Origin of the sequence: Roseitalea porphyridii (genome assembly GCF_004331955.1) — a bacterium.
Taxonomy (GTDB): Bacteria; Pseudomonadota; Alphaproteobacteria; order Rhizobiales; family Rhizobiaceae; genus Roseitalea; species Roseitalea porphyridii.
In genome coordinates, this window is sequence record NZ_CP036532.1 from 2921878 (window position 1) to 2940705 (window position 18828).

Below are 18828 nucleotides of genomic sequence, written 5' to 3' on the forward strand. Positions count from 1 at the left end.
GTTGCTCCCTTTTTGTCCGGGACGGCATCGACGCATGGTCGAACGCGCCGTCCCCATTGCCCGGGCACCAGTGCCCGCGGTCAATTGCGTTGCGCGCTCACGCCACCGCGTCGAGCGCCTTGCAGTCCGAGGCGGCCCATCCGACCTTGACCGTGTCGCCTTCGGCGATCGGCCGCTTGTCGCGTCGGTTGCGGACCTTGACGACGAATTCGTCATTGCCGGCGACGTTCATCCGAACCCGGATGTGGTCGCCCAGATAGATCAGTTCCTCGATCCGGCCGTCGAGCACGTTGTCGGGTTCGTCCGTCGGGGCCAGTTCGATCCGTTCGGGGCGCAGCGAAAGCGTGGTCTTGCTGCCCTGCCCGCTGATGTTGACCGGATCGGCGACCAGCATCGTGCCGTCGTCCAGCCGCACCTCGCAGGTCGACCCGTTCAGCGCGACCACCTCGCCGGTCAGCTTGTTGTTCTCGCCGATGAACTGGGCGACGAACGAGTTCTGCGGGTTCTCGTACAAGAGATCAGGCGTCGACAGCTGCTGGATCACGCCGTCATTGAAGACCGCGACCCGGTCCGACATGGTCAGCGCCTCGGTCTGGTCGTGCGTGACGTAGACGATGGTCACGCCGAGATTTTCGTGAATGTGCTTGATCTCGTACTGCATCTGCTCGCGCAGCTGCTTGTCGAGCGCGCCGAGCGGCTCGTCCATCAGCACCAGTTCGGGATCGAACACGAGCGCACGGGCCACCGCCACGCGCTGCTGCTGGCCGCCCGAGAGCTGCGCCGGGCGGCGGTTGCCGAACGCGCCAAGTTCGACCATGTCGAGCGCCCGCTTGATGCGGTCCTGCTGCTCGGACTTGCCGATCCCGCGCACCTGCAGCGGGAAGGCCAGGTTCTCGGCCACCGACATGTGCGGGAACAGGGCGTAGTTCTGGAACACCATGCCGATGCCGCGCTTGTGCGGCGGCACATTGTTGATCGGCTTGTCGTTGAGGTAGATTTCCCCGTGCGTGGCCGGTTCGAATCCGGCCAGCATCATCAGGCAGGTTGTCTTTCCCGACCCCGAAGGACCAAGCATGGTCAGGAATTCGCCGCGGGCGATATCGAGGTTGAGATTTTTGACGACTAGCGTTTCGCCATCATAGCTCTTTTGAACGCTTTCAAAGCGAACTGACGCGCCTCTTGAAATGGCTCCGGTCTCCGTTTTTCACTCAACCAGCCGGCCGGACGGTCGTCCCCGGCCCACTTTTCTATCAAATCGAACAAGGACACCGTTTGTAAAGGGGTACAATGAAATCAATTTTCCCGGCGCGCGGGAAAAAGGCACTGACAGGCCTTGCCGGCGTGCGCCGATCAGCGCTCCGAAGGCGCCGCGCCGAGCGTGTAGCGGGCGGTCATCTCGCCGGTCGCCCGGTCGAAGACGAGCAGCATCATCGCCCCGTCCACGCCCGTGCCGCGAACCATGATCGCGTCGGCGGAAAGATCGGTCTCGGCGATCGCAAAGGCGTCCGGCAGCGCGATCCGCGCGTCGACAAGCGTCGTCCGGGTCGCCTCGCCCATCTGCCAGACGATCGCCGCGAGCACCGCGAAGATGCCCACGAACATGATGCCGATCGACACCGCCAGCAGCCGCACCATCTTGCGGCGCACCCGCTCGGCGGCGGGATCGAGCGGGGCTTCCTCGGCAAGTTCGGGCGGCAACTGGTTCATCGTCTCGCACTTGTCTGACGGCGCGGCGCCGGCTAGCACCGCCGCGATAGCGCCCTGCCCTACAGAGGATCGTCGCCGAATGGAAGACGTCACCGCCGGACCGGACGACGCCGGCCGGCGTCTGGACCAGTTTCTCGCCGGCGCGCTCGGCGAGGCGGTCTCGCGCAGCCGCGTCAAGGTGCTGATCGAGACCGGGCAGGTGACGCTCAACGGCGCGGTCGTGCGCGAACCCAAGCGCCGTATCGTGGAAGGCGACGTCGCATCGATCGACGTGCCGCCGCCGACCGAGGCCGAACCGCGCGCCGAGGACATCGCGCTGTCGATCCTATACGAGGACGACGATCTGATCGTCATCGACAAGCCCGCCGGCATGGTCGTTCATCCGGGCGCCGGCAATCCGTCCGGCACGCTGGTCAACGCGCTGCTCCACCATTGCGGAGCGACCCTTTCGGGAATCGGCGGGGTCCGCCGGCCCGGCATCGTCCATCGGCTCGACAAGGACACGAGCGGGGTCATGGTCGTCGCAAAGACCGATGCGGCGCACCGGGGTCTTTCGGCCCAGTTCGCCGATCACGGCCGAACCGGCCCGATGCGGCGCAGCTACCGTGCCTTGGTCTGGGGCGCGCCCGACCGCGCAAGGGGCACCGTCGAGACGTTTCTGGGCCGTTCGGGCAGCGACCGGACGAAACAGGCCGTCGTCGCGCAGAGCCAGCCCGATGCCCGCCATGCCGTCACGCACTATGCGGTGCGCGAGCGTCTCGGCCCGGCCGGAAAACCCGTGGCGAGCCTTGTCGAATGCACGCTCGAGACGGGGCGCACGCACCAGATCCGCGTGCACATGGCCCATCTTGGCCATCCGCTCATCGGCGATGCGGTTTATGGCGGCGGATTTGCCAGTAAGTCCAGGACCTTGCCCGAACCGGTTCGCGCCGCGATCGACGCCCTCGGACGCCAGGCGCTGCACGCGGCGACGCTCGTCTTCGCCCACCCGGCGACCGGCGACGTGATGACCTTCGAGGCGCCGCTTCCGGCGGACATGGCGGACCTGATCACGCTTCTGCGAAGTCTTTGAACCGACTTGAAAAGTCGCCCGCAAGACCCCATCTTGCGAACAACTCCGTCAAAAACGGAACCGCGCGCATGGGTGCTTCATTTGGCCCATGCGCCTTGTGCTCGCCGCATTCACGTGGGAGCCGGATACAAGGGAGAAAGGGTGCTGATGATGGCCCAGAACACACTGCCGAGCATCTCCGGCGGAAGCAACGGTCTTTCCCGTTACATGGAAGAGATTCGCCGCTTCCCGATGCTTCAGCCCGACGAAGAATACATGCTCGCCAAGCGCTATCAGGAGCATGGCGACACAGAAGCCGCGCACCGGCTGGTCACCTCGCACCTGCGTCTGGTGGCCAAGATCGCCATGGGTTACCGCGGTTACGGCCTGCCGATGGGCGAGGTCGTCTCCGAGGGCAATGTCGGCCTGATGCAGGCGGTCAAGAAATTCGACCCCGAGCGGGGTTTCCGCCTCGCCACCTATGCGATGTGGTGGATCAAGGCGTCGATCCAGGAATATGTCCTGCGTTCGTGGAGCCTTGTGAAGATGGGCACGACCGCCAACCAGAAGCGGCTGTTCTTCAACCTGCGCAAGGCCAAGAGCCGCATTCAGGCGCTCGGTGACGCGGACTTGAACGAAGAACAGGTCAAGAAGATCGCGACCGATCTTCAGGTCTCCGAGGAAGAGGTTCTGTCGATGAACCAGCGCCTTGGCGGCGATGCCTCGCTGAACGCGCCGATCCGCGCCGCCGAAGGCGAGAGCGGACAGTGGCAGGACTGGCTGGTCGACGAGACCGAGAGCCAGGAGGACATGCTGATCGCCGAGGACGAACTCGACCATCGCCGCGCCATGCTGCGCGAGGCCATGGACGTGCTCAACGACCGCGAAAAGCGCATCTTCGAGGCGCGCCGGCTGGCCGAAAGCCCGCTGACGCTCGAGGAACTGTCGGGCGAATTCGACATCTCGCGCGAGCGCGTGCGCCAGATCGAGGTGCGCGCCTTCGAAAAGGTGCAAAAGGCGATGATCGCCGCGGCCGCCAAGCTGAATGCGGGCCAGCCGCAACTCGAACACGCCGGCTGACCGGCGACGGTCCGACGCCGCATACCAGGAAGAAGAAAGCCCCGGCGGTTTCCGTCGGGGCTTTTTCATGGAACTCTGGCGCAGAAACCGCGGGGCGCGTCCCGGCCCGTGGGCGACGAACGCGGCTATCCGCCGCTTGCCTCGCCGAGCGGGTTTTCCTCCCAGGCTTCGAACACTTCGTTGAAGACGCGGTCGCCGGCGGCGCCCTTTTCCAGCGTGATCAGCGCCCGCCGCCCCGACACGTACTGCATCGGTATGTCGATCCAGCCCTGGCTCAGCATCAGCGAGGTGTTGGTCTGCACGGCGGTGTCGGCGTCGGTCAGCGCGACCAGGAAGATGTTGGTGTCGATCGGCGCGGGCACGGCGATCAGCGCGCTGCCCGGGTCCTGCTCGGTGTTCTTGAAGGTGATGCGCTGCACGTCGGCGATGCCGCGCCCCTCGAACGTGGCGGGCACCGAGAAGAACAGTTCGACGATGTGGCTGGCCGGGAATGTGGCGTCGCCATTGCGGCGGACCGTCATCTCGAGCGTCAGACCGAGTTCGGGGATCGCCGACTCGGCGCGGATCGCCGGTTCGACCGGCAGGTCGCCGCCCGGCGAGACCTGGGCCACCGACCAGACGGTCGAGCCCTGGATCGCCGTGCCCGGCTGCGTGCCCGTGCGCTCCTCGTAGAAGATGGTGCGCTGGCCCACGGCGACCGCCTCGTCGCCGGCGCCTTCGTCTTCCGGGGCCGTCGTCGCGTCGTCTCCCGCAACCGGGCCCTCGCCCGCCACGGTCTGGCCCGCGACGGTGCTGCCCTCGCCGGTGGCCGGCCCGCCCGGCGCCGGCCCCTCGTCCACCTCGCGGCCGTCCTCGGTCAGCCGCTGCGTGAACTTCTGCACCGCCTCGTCGGTGCCGCCCGCATTGACCGTCTCGGCCGGCTCGTCGGCGCCCGCATCGTCGGTGGTCGCGTCCTCGCCCGACGTGGTCTCGTCGCCCTCGACAGGCATCGTCTCGACGGTGCGCACCGGCACCCCGTCCTCGTCGCTGACCGTGCCGGCGCCGTCGCCGATCTCCGGCAGTTCGATGCCGAAATCGGCGAGGAAGGCCCGGATCGGACCCTGGTTCGAATAGGCCGCATAGCCACCCCCGGCGAGAAGGCCGACAAGCACGACCACGATCGCAAGCAGCCCCCAGCGGGGCCCCCGCGAGGGTTCGGTGTCGGCCATCTGGTCCCGTGCCGGCGCGTCGTCCGCCCGATCGGCGGTCATCGGCTGTTCGGCGCCGGCCCCCGACGGTGCGGGCGTGGTGCCGATCGTCTCGCCCGCCTCGCCGAACAGCATGTCGGCGGCGCGGTCGGCATCGGCCTGGCCCTGATCGTCGTTGCCGGCGAGCGTGTCGCGCTGCTCGTTGAGGAAATCGAGAAGCGGATCGTCCGCTTCGGCGCGCGGAAGCGCCGGCGCGGCGGCGTCTTCGGTCTCCGGCGCGTCGAAGGACGGCTCGACCCGCGAACCCTCATCCGGCCCGGTGTCGGTCCGGTCGAACGACGCAATTACGTCATCGACGGTCGGCTCGTCGGGATCGGCCGGCGGAGGCGGCGTCGTCACCGTCTCGTCGCCGCTCGCCCCGAACACCGAATCGACCGGCGCGGGCTCGGTCTCCTCGGCGCGGACGGCATCGTCATCATCGGCCGCTGCGGGTGCCTCTCCCGGATCGGCCGTATCCTCGGACCAGCTCTCCGGTTCGGCCATCGCCGGTTCGGTCCGGGACGGAGGCGCGGGCTCCTCCCCCGGGGGCAAGTCCGCCGCGATTGTCGCGCTGTCGTCCTGCGGCACGGCCGCAGGGGGCGGTTCGGTTCCGGTCTCGTCGCCACCGGCCCCAAGGATCGCGTCGACCGGCGGCTCCTCGGGCTGCGGCTCTTCCGCCGGCGCCGGTTCGTCGGGCTCCCGCGGCGCAACCGGCGCCTCCTGCGCACCGGAGCCGAAGTCATCGGCAACCGGTCCGGGGGCGGGCTCCGGCGCGGCGGCGCCCGCATGCTCGGCCTCGATTTCGGCGATCGCCTCGTCGAGCTTGGCGAACTGGCGATCGATCGCCACCTGCGGCGGTCGCGTGGCCATCGCATCGATCTGCCGCTGCACGGTCTGGCGCGCCTTGTCGTAGACCTTTGCGCGCATCTGCGGCGTCGTCTCGCCCATCTTGTCGAGGGTCTTCTTCAGAATCGCCGCAAAATCTGCCATGAATTCAATCCGCTATGGGCCCGATTTCGGGCCTGAACCTAGTCTTGAAACGGGTCCGTCACAAGTATCGTGTCCTCGCGCTCGGGCGATGTCGACAGAATTGCCACCGGCGCGCCGATCAGTTCTTCGACATGGCGGACATATTTGACCGCCTGGGCAGGCAGATCGTTCCACGATCGCGCGCCCGCCGTCGTGCCGCTCCAGCCCTCAAGTGTCTCGTAGACAGGCACGAGCCGCGCCTGCGCGCCCTGGCTCGCCGGCAGATAGTCGATGCGCTTGCCGTCGAGCTCGTAGCCGACACAGATGTCGATCTCGTCCATCCCGTCGAGCACGTCGAGCTTGGTCAGCGCGATGCCCGTGATGCCGTTGACGGCAACCGCCTGTCGCACCATCACCGCGTCGAACCAGCCGCAGCGGCGCTTTCGGCCCGTCACGACGCCGAACTCGTGGCCGCGTTCGCCCAGGTGCCGTCCGATCTCGTTGTCCTGCTCGGTCGGAAACGGCCCCTCGCCGACGCGTGTCGTGTAGGCCTTGGTGATGCCCAGCACATAGCCGATCGCGCCCGGCCCCAGGCCCGACCCGGTCGCCGCCTGCCCGGAGATCGTGTTCGACGAGGTCACGAACGGATAGGTGCCGTGATCGATGTCCAGAAACGTGCCCTGCGCGCCCTCGAACAGGATGCGCGCGCCGGCCCGACGTTTTTCGTCGAGCACCTTCCAGACCTTGTCGACGTAGGGCAGGATCGCCTCGGCGACCGACGACAGCTCCTCCATCAGCGCGTCGTGGCCGATCTCGGGCTGGTTCAGCCCGCGCCTGAGCGCGTTGTGGTGCGTCAGCAGCCGGTCGACCTTGACCGGCAGCGTTTCCATGTTGGCCAGGTCCATCACGCGGATCGCCCGGCGGCCCACCTTGTCCTCGTAGGCGGGGCCGATGCCGCGCCGCGTGGTGCCGATCTTCGTGCCCGAATTGGAGGCGGCGTCCTCGCGCAGCGCGTCGAGCTCGCGATGCACCGACAGGATCAGCGCCGTGTTCTCGGCGATGCGCAGCCGGTCCGGGCCGATCGTCACGCCCTGCTCCTTCAGCCGTTCGACTTCGGCGACGAAGGCGTGCGGGTCGAACACGACGCCGTTGCCGATCACGCTCATCTTGCCCTCGCGCACCACGCCGGAGGGCAGCAGCGACAGCTTGTAGGTCACGCCGTCGACGACCAGCGTATGGCCGGCATTGTGGCCGCCCTGGAAGCGCACCACCACGTCGGCCCGCTCCGACAGCCAGTCGACGATCTTGCCCTTGCCTTCGTCGCCCCACTGCGAGCCGATGACAACCACGTTGGCCATGTCGCGAAATTCCCCGCCTTGCAAAACAAACGGGGCGTCTATAGCGGCAGGCAGACCAAAGCGCGAGGGGCCTCGGCCGTCGATTGTCTCGGTGACGGCATTTCGCTCGCATTCGCACGGCCGCTGTTGCATGCATGAGGCCATCACGGAGAGCCGTCGACGCGATGTCCGCCGAAACCGCCCAGAGTTCGAACAACCGGCTCGCCTATGTACTGCTGGTTCTGACGACGACCTTCTGGGGCGGCAACGCCGTCGCCGGCAAGCTGGCCGTCGGCCATGTCTCGCCGATGATCCTGACCAGTCTGCGCTGGGCGATCGCCGTGTCGATTCTGCTGGTGATCGCCGGCCCGCAGTTCTGGGCCGATCGCAGGAAGGTGCTGCGCCACCTGCCGCTTCTGTTCGCCTATGGCGCGACGGGCTTCGCGCTGTTCAACATCACGCTCTACTCGGCGCTCAACTACACGACCGCGATCAACGTCGCGATCTGGCAGGCGGCGATCCCGATGTTCATCTTCCTGCTCAATTTCATCATCTTCCGAACCCGCATCACCATCGCGCAGATGATCGGCTTCATCCTGTCGGTGATCGGCGTCGCGGTGGTCGCCTCGGGCGGCAGCGTCGAACGGCTGATGGAGCTTGCGATCAATTTCGGCGATGCGCTGATGGCGCTGGCGGGCCTGCTCTATGCCGGCTATTCGGTCGGCCTTCGCTACAAGCCCGACCTGCACTGGAAGACGATGATGGTCGCCATGGCGTTCGCCGCCATGGTCGTCTCGCTGCCCTTCGCCTATGCCGAGTGGCAGTCGCCGGCCGGCATCGTGCCCGACGCGCGCGGCTGGATGGTGGTGCTCTACACCGCCATCTTCCCGGCGATCATCGCCCAGGTCTTCTTCATCCGCGGCGTCGAGATGATCGGCTCGAACAGGGCCGGCCTGTTCGTCAACCTCGTGCCGGTGATCGGCACGGTCCTTGCCATCCTCGTTCTGGGCGAGGTGTTCGGCCTGCACCACGCGCTGGCGCTGGTGCTTGTGATCGGCGGCATCTGGCTGGCCGAGAGAAAACCGGCACGCCAGCGCTGAGCCGGATCAGGCGGCCTCGGCGACGATTCTGAGGCCGAGCGCCTTCATCACGCCGATGAACGTGCTCAGCCTGGGGTCGCCCTCATCGGTCAGCGCCGCGGCGAGTGCCTCACGGGAAACCCCGGCCTTGCGGGCGATCTCGCCGAGCCCCTCGGAGCGGGCGACATTGTCGAGCGCCAGCCCAATATGCGCCGGATCGCCCTCTTCGAACACCACTTCGAGGTAAGCCGCGATGTACTCGGGCGATCGCAGGCTTTCTGCCGTATCCCACCGGGTGGTTTCGAGGACCATTCAGAGCTCCTTTGCCAGCCGCTTCGCCATCTCGATGTCCCTTCGCTGGGATCCCTTGTCACCACCGCACAAGAGCACGACGACCTTGCCGTGTCGGCGCGTGTAGTAGAGCCGATAGCCGGGTCCGAAGGCGAGCCGCAGCTCCATCACCCCCGATCCCACCGACTTGGCATCTCCGAAGTTACCAAGGCCGATGCGATCAATCCGGGCATCGATCCGGACCCTCGCCTGAACATCGCGCAAGCCGGCGTACCATCTTTCGAAGACCGCCGTCTTGCGCACTTCGATCATGGCGCAATCATACAGCGCACATATCGTCCCGGCAATCGATCAGCCCATATGCAGACAAGAGCCGCGGTCGAAGAGGTAATCACACGTCGAACACCAACGGCTTGGCCGACAGGATCTCGGGGAACTCGCGCACCTTGTTGAGCACGTGCTCGGGCACCGGATCGTCGACGTAAAGAAGCGCGATCGCATCGCCGCCGGGCCGGTTACGGCCGAGCTGGAAGTTGGCGATGTTCACCCCGTTGCTGCCGAAGGTCGTGCCGAGGATGCCGATGATGCCCGGCGCGTCGTTGTTGGTCGTGTAGACCATGTTGCGCCCGATCTCGGCATCGAGGTTGATGCCCTTGATCTGGATGAAGCGCGGCTTGCCGTCGGCGAACACCGTGCCGGCGACCGAGCGCGTCTGGTTGGCGCTCTTGACGGTCAGCTTGATGTAGCCGTCGAACACGCCCGACTTGTCGCGCTTGACCTCGGAGACGATCACGCCCCTCTCCTTCACCATGATCGGCGCGGAGACCATGTTGACGTCGGCCACCTGCGGGCGGATCAGCCCGGCCAGCGTCGCGCTGGTCAGCGCCTTGGTGTTCAGGTTCGCCGTCATGCCGTCATAGAGGATCTCGACCTCGAGGATCGCCGACTCGGCAACCTGCCCGACGAACGAGCCGAGCACCTCGGCCAGCTTGACGAACGGCTTGAGAACCGGCGCCTCCTCGGCGGTGATCGAGGGCATGTTGATGGCGTTCGAGACCGCACCGCGCAGAAGGTAGTCGCTCATCTGCTCGGCCACCTGCAGGGCGACGTTCTCCTGCGCCTCGGCGGTCGAGGCGCCCAGATGCGGCGTGCAGACGACGTTGGGAATGTCGAAGAGCGGGTTCTCCGTCGCCGGCTCCGTTTCGAACACGTCGATGCCGGCGCCGGCCACCTTGCCGGACTTCAGCGCCTCGGCGAGGTCGGCTTCGGAGACCAGCCCGCCGCGCGCGCAGTTGATGATGCGCACGCCGTCGCGCATCTTCGCGATCGCCCCGGCATCGATGATGTTGCGCGTCTTGTCAGTCAGCGGGGTGTGCAGCGTGATGAAGTCCGAGCGCGTGAACAGTTCGTCCAGTTCGACCTTCTCGACGCCAAGATCGCGTGCCCGCTCGTCCGACAGGAACGGATCGAACGCGAGAACGTGCATCTTCAGGCCGATCGCGCGCGTGGCGACGATCGAGCCGATGTTGCCGCATCCGATCACGCCGAGCCGCTTGCCGGTGATCTCGGTGCCCATGAATTTCGACTTCTCCCACTTGCCGGCGCGCGTGGAGGTGTCGGCGGCCGGGATCTGGCGGGCGACGGCGAGCATCAGCGAGATCGCGTGTTCGGCGGTTGTGATCGAATTGCCGAACGGCGTGTTCATGACGATGATGCCGCGCCGCGAGGCGGCCGGGATGTCGACATTGTCGACGCCGATGCCGGCCCGGCCGATCACCTTGAGGCGGTCGGCGGCGCCGATCAGCTTCTCGGTGACCTTGGTCGCCGAGCGGATGGCGAGACCGTCATAGTCGCCGATCGCGGCGAGAAGGGCGTCCTTATCCTTGCCCAGATCGGGCTTGAAATCGACGTCGATGCCGCGGTCGGAGAAGATCTGCACGGCGGTTTCCGAGAGCTTGTCGGAGACGAGTACACGGGGTTTGGTCACGGGTGTTGTCCTCAATATGGAAACGTTTTCAGCATCCGCCCCTCACCCTCACCCTCTCCCCGCACGCGGGGAGAGGGGTCGCGAACCGCACCGCCCGCTCGTCCGCCTTCACGGTCTTGGTGGCGCTTCTGGTGCGATGCCGAGGTCTCCCTCTCCCCGCGTGCGGGGAGAGGGTGAGGGTGAGGGGCAGAGAAATCGGCGACTAGGCCGCCTGTTTCAGCGACATCTTCTGCGTGTCGAAGGCCCATTGCAGCCAGGGCATCAGCGCTTGCAGGTCGGACGCCTCGATGGTGCCGCCGGCCCAGATGCGAAGCCCCGGAGGAGCGTCACGATAGGCGCCGATGTCGAACGCCACGCCCTGCGCATCGAGCGCCGAGACCATGCCCTTGGCGAACGCGGCCTGGCCGGCCTCGTCCAGCGCGATGACGGCCGGATCGACGATCTTCAGGCACACCGAGGTGTTCGAGCGCGTCGCCGGATCGACCGCGAGGTTCTCCAGCCAGTGGACGCTGTCGACGAAGGACTGGATCACGCCCAGATTGGCGTCCGCCCGCGCGATCAGCGCGTCGAGCCCGCCGATCGATTGCGCCCATTCCAACGCGTCGATGTAATCCTCGACGCACAGCATGGAGGGGGTGTTGATCGTCTCGCCGGCGAAGATGCCCTCAATCAGCTTGCCGCCCTTGGTGAGCCGGAAGATTTTCGGCAGCGGCCATGCCGGCGTGTGGGTCTCAAGACGCTCGACGGCGCGTGGCGACAGGATCAGGACACCATGGCCGCCCTCCCCGCCGAGCACTTTCTGCCAGGAGAAGGTGGTCACATCGAGCTTGCCGAAATCGAGCCTCTGGGCGAACGCGGCCGAGGTGGCGTCGCAGATCGTAAGGCCTTCGCGGTCCGAGGGGATGAAGTCGGCGTTCGGCACGCGCACGCCGGAGGTCGTCCCGTTCCAGGTGAACACCACGTCGCGGTCGAAATCGACGCTCGAAAGATCGGGGAGCGCGCCATAGTCGGCCTCGATCACCCGGGCATCGTCGAGCCTGAGCTGCTTGACCGCGTCGGTCACCCAGCCCGAGCCGAAGCTTTCCCAGGCGAGCATGTCGACGCCGCGCGCGCCGAGCATCGACCACATGGCCATCTCGACGGCGCCGGTGTCGGACGCCGGCACGATGCCGATGCGGTAGTCGTCCGGCACGCCGAGCAGCTCGCGCGTCAGGTCGATGGCGCGCTTGAGCCGGGCCTTGCCGGTCTTCGATCTGTGGGAACGGCCGAGCGCAGCGGTCGGGAACCGGTCGGCGGACCAGTCCGGACGTTTCTTGCAGGGGCCAGATGAGAATCGTGGATCGGCCGGACGCACGTCCGGCTTGGCGGGGTCAGCTGTCATGTGTCTACCCTTTCAGATAGCTGCCTCTCGTTGGGGAGAGGTGTCCCGCCGTCGCGCTTAGCGGAACCCTTGAAAACCCGCAAGTTGAAAGGTGTTTGCCGCGCAAGTTTTTGCAGGGGGATGGCGAACCATGCGCGAACATGTCGGAAGAAGTGACACAAGTCTGGCACACGCCGTTTATGGGCATGTTCGGCCTGTTGAGAGCGCTTCAAAGGCTCTGCGGTTTTCAGGGTTCGGGCCTGCATTCAACGCGGTGAAGCCGACCGGTCGTACTCCAGTTGAGTGGCGACGAAGTTCGCCGTGCCAGGCCCGTAGCGGTCGGCGATTGATGCTAGATTGGCCTCGAGGGCCGCCAGCGGCGCACCTGCAGAAGGATGGATCGCGAGGTCGACATCAGGCTCAATTGCGGTAATGAAGGTCACGCCTTCCGCCGATGTGGCCTGGCCGTCGGCGTTGCTTGCTATCAAGCGCGAGCGGAAAGTTCTTGACCACGCATCGGCCTGGAGCGCGAGCGCGATGCCGTCAAACCCATCAGCGATCTTCGCCTCTATGCTTTCGTGCCGCCAGAAGCCCAGATAGTTGCCGGCCGCAAGCGAGATCGTGCCGAGATCCAGCGCGAAACGGGAGGTGTCATGCGCGGGGCCCCAGTCATCGACGCCGAGATTGGACGCCGTCCCCCGCGCCCAGGCCTCACCACTCAGGATCTCCAACAGCTTCAATGTCACCGGCACCGACGCGGAAACGCCGGACGAACTCATGACAGGTCCATCGACTATATAGCGGGTGTTACGTACCCATTGCGCCTCTGGATAGCGCCGGGCCATCCGGGGTTGGGCAAACCAATGGGTCGTCGCAGCTCGCTCCTTAAACAAGCCGGCGCGCGCAACGGGCTCTGCCCCTTCACAGATCGATACGATCATCGCGCCAAGGGCCGCCTGCGCCTGGATGAAACTCGTCGTCGCAGGAGTGCCCCGGCTGTGGAAGGCCGGCACGATGACAACGTCCGCTCCACCCGGATAGGCGCTGTTGAAGTCGGCCAATGTCATGTCAGGCATTACAGTTAGGGCCGGCATCAGATTCACCGAACCTTCTTCGGTGGCCACGATCAGCACATCGACTGCTCCGCTGCGCTTAAGGATGCCGTGAGGAACCAGAAGGTCTGTGGTTTCCGTGCCGGCGTTGTCGGCCAGAAGGACGACGAGGCGGCGCGTGTCAGCCAATGGGCGCAATTGAGGCGGCTGTGTCACGGGCATCGGGGCAGTCTCAGGCATCTCTTGTGATCCAAGCAGGGGTGCCACTGCGGCAGCGGCGACGAGAATGAACACGGCGATGAACAGACGGGCCATGGCGGTCTCCTATTTGCGCTTTTCATAGAAGGCGTCTAAGCTGGCGGAAATGACAGGTGATCCGCAAAACCCGCCAAATCGCAGACGCATTGCCTTTTTCGCGCTGGACGGCGTGCAGAGCCTTGACGTGACCGGACCGATGGAGGCCTTCGCCGTCGCCAACCGTTTCGGCGGCGCCTACGACCTGGTTCTGAGTTCGCTGCGGGCTCCGTCCATCGCCACACATGCAGGCTTTTCGATCGGCCCGGCCGTGCCGGCCGAGAGTCTAACCAGCCCACTTGACACGCTGGTTGTCTGCGGCGGCTCGGAACAGGCAATGCTGGACGCTAGGGACGACGGTACAATCATTGATGTTCTGCGCAGGCACGCGTCACGCGCCAGGCGCACCGTCTCGATCTGTACCGGTGCCTTTGTCTTGGCGGCCGCCGGGCTTCTGGACGGTCGGCGAGCCGCAACACACTGGAATGCGGCCGAGCGATTCAGTGCCCTGTTCCCCAACGTTCAACTCGACGATGACGCGATCTTCGTCGCCGACCCACCCTATTACACTTCGGCCGGCGTAACGGCGGGAATTGATCTCTCGCTTGCCCTGATCGAGGCGGACCATGGCCATTACGTTGCACTGTCAGTGGCGCGTCAACTCGTGCTGTTCCTGCGCCGTCCAGGCGGACAGGCACAGTTTGGGGTTGGACTTGGCGTGCCGGCAAGCGCCCCCGAGCCGATCCAGAAGCTTGCCATGCGCATCATCGAGGACCCGTCCGGAGAGCTCCATGGTGAAGGGCGACGGGTCCCGGATCTGGCCGCCCTCGTAAACATGAGCGAGCGGACCTTCCTGCGAACGTTCACGAAGGCCGCCGGGACAACACCGGCAAAGTTCGTTGAGGAAGCCCGGCTGACCCGCGCAAAGGCGCTTCTTGAGGAGACGGTCGACAATCTCGACGGGATCGCCCACCAGGCCGGCTACGGCTCCGTCGACGCGCTGCTGCGATCGTTCCAGAGGAAAGTGGGCATAACGCCAACGGCCTACCGAGAGCGGTTCCACATCTCGTCCAGCGCGATGCCTTTCAGGACCCACGAGGCCCGCCAATGAGCGCAGTTGATGTCGCCCTTCTGATCGTCGGCTCCAGCCTCGTCATCGCCGTCCTTGCGCAAGCGGTTCACTTCGATCTTGCATTTGGTCTGCGCTACAGTGCGTCCGCACGCGATGAGGAACGAAGCAACGTGCTGTCCCGAAGGCTCGGTCGGGTTGTCCGCAACCAGATGGAGGGCGTCGCGATGTTTGTTCCGCTTGCCATCCTCGCGCAGGATCGCATCGACGGAGGAGGGTTCGCGGCTGCTTGCCTGGCTTATGCAATATCGCGTCCAGTTCACGGCGTTTTTCACGCAGCTGGCAACGGCTGGGTCCGGAGCGTGACATGGATCGTCGGCATAACATTGCTGATCTTCCTTTACGGCTCTGTTCTCTTTCGAAGCAGCAGCCTCGCGTGAGCGGCAACTGAATGAACGCTCCAATGAAGGGCGACTGCCGTTTGGCTATGTCGCGGCCATGCTGCATGCCGGCTTCGACATGAAGACGACGACCGAGTGCGTCAGCTGGTCGAGCCCGACCGTGCTGCTCAACACCTACGCCCACGCGATCGCCGATCCGACCGTGGCCGACGCCTTGGTGAAGGCGCAAAGCAAAGAGCCCGGCCTGGCGGCCGGGCTCTGAAAACCGAACTCGTGGAGCGGTCTACTTGTAGACCGGCGGTTCGTAGACGATCGGCTCGTAGACCGGCGGAGCGGGCTTGTGCTTGGCGCCGAACCGGTAGCGGACGCCGGCGCGGACCTCGTGCACGTTGATCGAGCGATCGAAGCCCGGACCGGTGCCGGAGGCATATTCGAACATGCGGCCGCCGGAAATATGCTTGTAGCGGTAGCCCAGATCGAGCGAGACGTGCTTGGTCGCCGCATAGGAGACACCGGCCATCAGCGCATAGGCAAAACGCCAGTCCTTGTTGCCGGTGTGGATGTATTCGCCGGACTGGTCGAAGCCGGGCGGGATCGTGTTGGACAGGTCGTGCCACTTCACGTAGGCGCCGCCGATACCACCGCCGACATAGGGCGTGATGCCCGAATAGGTGCCGAGGTCGACATAGGCGTTGGCGAGCATGGTCCACGCCTTGTAGCCGGAAACGTCGATCGACGAGCAGGCGACGGAGGCGCCGCCCGTGGTGCAGGTTCCCGAGGTCGAGCCCTCGAAGTCCGACTTGAAGTTGAAGTCGAGCGTGACGTCGGTGCGCAGATAGTGGTTGATCTGGTAGCCGACGCCGCCGCCGACGGAGAAGGCGCCCTTGAGCTCACCGTCGAGGAAGCCGGGCACACCCTGCACGCCGGCACCGTAGGTGATGTAGTCGGCGCCGCCGAACTTGCTCCACAGATAGCCGACATCGCCGCGGATGTACCAGCCCGACACCTTCTTCGGCAGGGCCTCGGGATAATGGACCGGCGGCGTCTCGATGATCGGCGGCTCGTACAGATCGGCCGCCTGTGCCGTCACGCCAAAGGCTGCCGCAATGGCGGCCGTGGCGGCGAGTTTCACTGCTGCTTGCTTCATTGTCTTCCCCTCGGACAGCCCGGTCCGAACCGGTAACGGGCACTGGTCACGCTCGGGGGGATGATCGCCGGCAAAGGTTAAAGTGCACTTAACCGTGTTTGTTTGCCATGTTTGTTGACCATGTTGCCGGACACAGCGCGCACGACGGCCCCCGCAAGAGGGCACCGCAACCGGGAACGAGGCTGTCTGAGAGGTCGGCTCAGGCGGCGGTCTTGAGATCGGCGATGACGCCGACGATCTCGTCGACGACGCTTTCGACCAGCATCGGGTCGTCGCCCTCGGCCATCACGCGGATCAGCGGCTCGGTGCCCGACGGCCGGATCACCAGCCGGCCCGCATCGCCGAGCTTCTCGCGGGCACCGTCCACCGCACTCATCACGCGCTGGTCCTCGAGCGGCCGTCCGCCGCCAAAGCGCACGTTCTTGAGCACCTGCGGGACCGGCTCGAACTTGCGGCACGCCTCGCTGGCCGGCCGGCCACTGCCGACGAGGCAGGCGAGAACCTGCAGCGCGCTGATCAGCCCGTCGCCGGTGGTGGCGTGGTCGGACAGGATGATATGGCCGGACTGTTCGCCGCCGACATTGTGCCCGTTGGCGCGCATGTGCTCGACCACGTATCGGTCGCCGACCTTGGTCCGCACCAGGTCGAGCCCCTTGTCGTTGAGGAACCGCTCCAGCCCAAGATTGGACATAACCGTCGCGACCACGCCGCCGCCGCGCAGCCGTTCGCGGCGCAGCCAGTCCTCGGCGATCATCGCCATGAGCTGGTCGCCGTCGATGATGTTGCCCTTCTCGTCGACGACGAGGACGCGATCGGCATCACCGTCGAGCGCGATGCCCAGATCGGCGCGCACCTCGCCCACCTTGGCGCGCAGCGCGTTGGGATTGGTCGAGCCGCAGTCGCGGTTGATGTTCAGCCCGTCCGGCTCGTTGCCGATCGCGACCACGTCGGCGCCCAGTTCCCACAATGCGGCCGGGGCGGCCTTGTAGGCGGCGCCGTTGGCGCAGTCGACGACGATGCGCAGGTTCGACAGGGTCATGTCGCGCGGGAAGGTGCGCTTGGCATATTCGATGTAGCGGTAGAGGTCGCCGTCGACGCGCTTGGCCCGGCCAAGATCGGCCGGCCGCGCCAACCGGCCGGTCATGTCCTGGCCCATGTGCCGCTCGATCTGCATCTCGATCTCGTCGGACAGCTTGTAGCCGTCAGGCCCGAAGAGCTTGATGCCATTGTCCTGGAACGGGTTGTGGGAGGCCGAGATCATCACCCCGATATCGGCGCGCAGCGAGCGCGTCAGCATCGCGACGGCCGGCGTCGGCACCGGTCCGAGCAGGAACACGTCCATGCCGGTCGAGGTGAAACCGGCGACGAGCGCGTTCTCGATCATGTAGCCCGAAAGCCGGGTGTCCTTGCCGATGACGGCCCGGTGGCGGTGGCTGCCGCGCTGGAAGGCGACGCCGGCGGCCATGCCCACCTTCATCGCCATGTCCGGCGTCATCTTGCCCGCGTTCGCGGTACCGCGAATGCCGTCCGTGCCGAAATAGCGTCGCGTCATGGTGCCCTGACCCCGAGAAATCGCATGCTGCCCCGAATGCCGAGCGGCATATTACAGCGCAGTCGGCAAAGGAAAGCACAAAAACCTTTCAAACGGTTGCACCGCGTGAACGCGCAGGCCCCGTCAGCGGTCGCCGAAAGCGGTCTTGAGCAGGTTGATCTGCGTGTTGACGGGGTTGTCGGCGCCCTCGCCGAAATCGTCGGCCATGTCGTCCCCGGCCAGGTTCAGGTCCATGCGCTGCATGCGCGCCTGAAGCCGCAGGGACCGCTGCACCAGAATGCGGAAATGCTCCGGCAGCGCGTTCCAGTTCTCAAGCTCGACCCCGGGCGCGTTGCCGTCCAGCCTGATCTTGCTCTTCTCGCTGTCGACCTGGTCGGCGGTCATCTCGCCATTGGCCAGCGCCCGCTGCAGCAGCAGCCAGGAGGCCATCTGCATCAGCCGTGTCGTCAGGCGCATGGACTCGGCCGCGTAAAGCGTCGCGACCGGCCGCACCAGCGCCTTGGCCTCGCGCCGGCCCTCGCCGTCAAGATAGGCGGCGGTTTCCTCGACAAGCTGCATGCCCTCCCCGTACAGTTCGGTGAAGGAGGGCGAAGCGACCTTGTGGTCGATGAACCGGATTGTGTTTGATCCGCCTGCCATTGCGAACGATCCCTGCTGCGAGCACGGCGCTTTCTTCGCGCGCCGTCGCCCTGAACGCCACGATTGTCGAACGTTTCGCACAGCGAGGCAAGCGCGTCCTTAACGGACGGTTAACGCCGCAGATGACCGGCGCCATCGGGCCGTTCGCGCAAAAAAAAAGAGCCGTGAAAACGGCTCTCAGGAGTTAAACAGGGAGGCGTCAAACAAAGCAACGAAGTCACTCTGTTGAATTCGAATGAAATTCGAACGTGAACAGTAAACACCCATAAAGCTTAACGCCAGGTTAACGGGATGGGGTTTTTCGGCCGCCGGATCGTCTATTTTCGAAAGAAGGCGTCTGCCGCGCTGCGGCTGTCGTCCCGGCTCGCCAGTTCGGCCTCGATCCGGGCGATCTCGCCGCGCAGCGTCCCGATCAGCGTCTCGAGCTCGTCGCGGCCCAGCGTCGAGATGTCCTGTCCCGCAACGAAGCTCGCCGGCTTGGTGTCGCCCTTCTCGTCATCCACGGCATCCGCCTCCCGTCGCCTTGCCCCTTGCGTTGCCCGCCCGGCCTCACCCACACAAGCCCGAACGCCAATCGATCAGGATCT

Annotated in this window: 19 protein-coding genes; 6 read left to right on the top strand and 13 right to left on the bottom strand. The window is 65.7% G+C overall.

The genetic code is table 11. The features are described from left to right. Positions 1–97: 97 nt before the first annotated feature. On the bottom strand, positions 98–1186 hold the full coding sequence (locus E0E05_RS14245) for an ABC transporter ATP-binding protein (RefSeq protein ID WP_131617317.1): 1089 nt from the start codon (positions 1184–1186) through the stop codon (positions 98–100). A 164-nt stretch (positions 1187–1350) separates the two neighbouring features. Further along, positions 1351–1707: a DUF6476 family protein gene (locus E0E05_RS14250; protein WP_131617318.1), complete on the bottom strand. Its 357-nt coding sequence runs from the start codon at positions 1705–1707 to the stop codon at positions 1351–1353. 79 nt (positions 1708–1786) lie between these two features. On the opposite strand from E0E05_RS14250, the gene E0E05_RS14255 reads away from it, so the two are divergent. Continuing rightward, on the top strand, positions 1787–2779 hold the full coding sequence (locus E0E05_RS14255; RefSeq protein ID WP_131617319.1) for an RluA family pseudouridine synthase: 993 nt from the start codon (positions 1787–1789) through the stop codon (positions 2777–2779). Between the two features lie 150 nt (positions 2780–2929). Next, complete coding sequence (gene rpoH, locus E0E05_RS14260) at positions 2930–3838, top strand: RNA polymerase sigma factor RpoH (protein WP_131618054.1); 909 nt, start codon at positions 2930–2932, stop codon at positions 3836–3838. A gap of 125 nt (positions 3839–3963) precedes the next feature. Here the strand turns inward: rpoH and E0E05_RS14265 are convergent, their stop codons facing one another. Then, positions 3964–6054 carry a hypothetical protein gene (locus E0E05_RS14265; RefSeq protein ID WP_131617320.1) on the bottom strand — a complete coding sequence of 697 codons (2091 nt, stop codon included), beginning with the start codon at positions 6052–6054 and terminating at the stop codon, positions 3964–3966. A 38-nt stretch (positions 6055–6092) separates the two neighbouring features. Next, positions 6093–7391, bottom strand: coding sequence for an adenylosuccinate synthase (locus E0E05_RS14270; RefSeq protein ID WP_131617321.1), 1299 nt, complete (start codon positions 7389–7391; stop codon positions 6093–6095). Between the two features lie 164 nt (positions 7392–7555). Between E0E05_RS14270 and E0E05_RS14275 the strand changes: the two genes are divergently transcribed. Continuing rightward, a complete protein-coding gene (locus E0E05_RS14275; RefSeq protein WP_131617322.1) occupies positions 7556–8470 on the top strand; it encodes a DMT family transporter in 915 nt (304 codons plus the stop codon). Positions 8471–8476: 6 nt separating this feature from the next. Here E0E05_RS14275 and E0E05_RS14280 read toward each other — a convergent pair whose 3' ends face one another. From E0E05_RS14280 to E0E05_RS14300, 5 genes are all read right to left on the bottom strand, one after another. Further along, complete coding sequence (locus E0E05_RS14280) at positions 8477–8761, bottom strand: addiction module antidote protein (RefSeq protein WP_039724038.1); 285 nt, start codon at positions 8759–8761, stop codon at positions 8477–8479. After that, on the bottom strand, positions 8762–9052 hold the full coding sequence (locus E0E05_RS14285) for a type II toxin-antitoxin system RelE/ParE family toxin (protein ID WP_131617323.1): 291 nt from the start codon (positions 9050–9052) through the stop codon (positions 8762–8764). A 79-nt stretch (positions 9053–9131) separates the two neighbouring features. Next, a complete protein-coding gene (gene serA, locus E0E05_RS14290) occupies positions 9132–10727 on the bottom strand; it encodes a phosphoglycerate dehydrogenase (RefSeq protein WP_131617324.1) in 1596 nt (531 codons plus the stop codon). Positions 10728–10929: 202 nt separating this feature from the next. Next, on the bottom strand, positions 10930–12108 hold the full coding sequence (locus E0E05_RS14295) for a phosphoserine transaminase (protein WP_131617325.1): 1179 nt from the start codon (positions 12106–12108) through the stop codon (positions 10930–10932). Between the two features lie 245 nt (positions 12109–12353). Beyond that, complete coding sequence (locus E0E05_RS14300) at positions 12354–13454, bottom strand: DJ-1/PfpI family protein (protein ID WP_131617326.1); 1101 nt, start codon at positions 13452–13454, stop codon at positions 12354–12356. 49 nt (positions 13455–13503) lie between these two features. On the opposite strand from E0E05_RS14300, the gene E0E05_RS14305 reads away from it, so the two are divergent. From E0E05_RS14305 to E0E05_RS17410, 3 genes are read left to right on the top strand one after another with little or no spacing between them, the layout of a single operon-like run. Beyond that, a complete protein-coding gene (locus E0E05_RS14305) occupies positions 13504–14544 on the top strand; it encodes a GlxA family transcriptional regulator (RefSeq protein ID WP_131617327.1) in 1041 nt (346 codons plus the stop codon). Continuing rightward, positions 14541–14942, top strand: coding sequence for an MAPEG family protein (locus E0E05_RS14310; RefSeq protein ID WP_131617328.1), 402 nt, complete (start codon positions 14541–14543; stop codon positions 14940–14942). Before E0E05_RS14305 ends, E0E05_RS14310 begins: the two co-directional genes overlap by 4 nt. A 58-nt stretch (positions 14943–15000) precedes the next feature. Beyond that, the gene (locus E0E05_RS17410) at positions 15001–15165 is read left to right on the top strand and encodes a hypothetical protein (protein WP_158629381.1); all 165 of its coding nucleotides are present in this window, start codon (positions 15001–15003) and stop codon (positions 15163–15165) included. Between the two features lie 21 nt (positions 15166–15186). On the opposite strand, the gene E0E05_RS14315 is transcribed toward E0E05_RS17410, so the two are convergent. The 4 genes from E0E05_RS14315 to E0E05_RS14330 form a co-directional block, all read right to left on the bottom strand. After that, a complete protein-coding gene (locus tag E0E05_RS14315) occupies positions 15187–16050 on the bottom strand; it encodes an outer membrane protein (RefSeq protein WP_131617329.1) in 864 nt (287 codons plus the stop codon). A gap of 199 nt (positions 16051–16249) precedes the next feature. Further along, entirely contained in the window at positions 16250–17602 is a 1353-nt protein-coding gene (gene glmM, locus E0E05_RS14320; RefSeq protein WP_131617330.1) for a phosphoglucosamine mutase, read from the bottom strand. A 123-nt stretch (positions 17603–17725) separates the two neighbouring features. Then, positions 17726–18241 (bottom strand): protease adaptor protein RcdA, encoded by a 516-nt coding sequence (gene rcdA, locus E0E05_RS14325; protein WP_131617331.1) that lies wholly within the window; start codon positions 18239–18241, stop codon positions 17726–17728. Positions 18242–18558: 317 nt separating this feature from the next. After that, positions 18559–18744: a DUF1192 domain-containing protein gene (locus tag E0E05_RS14330; protein WP_131617332.1), complete on the bottom strand. Its 186-nt coding sequence runs from the start codon at positions 18742–18744 to the stop codon at positions 18559–18561. Positions 18745–18828 lie beyond the last annotated feature (84 nt).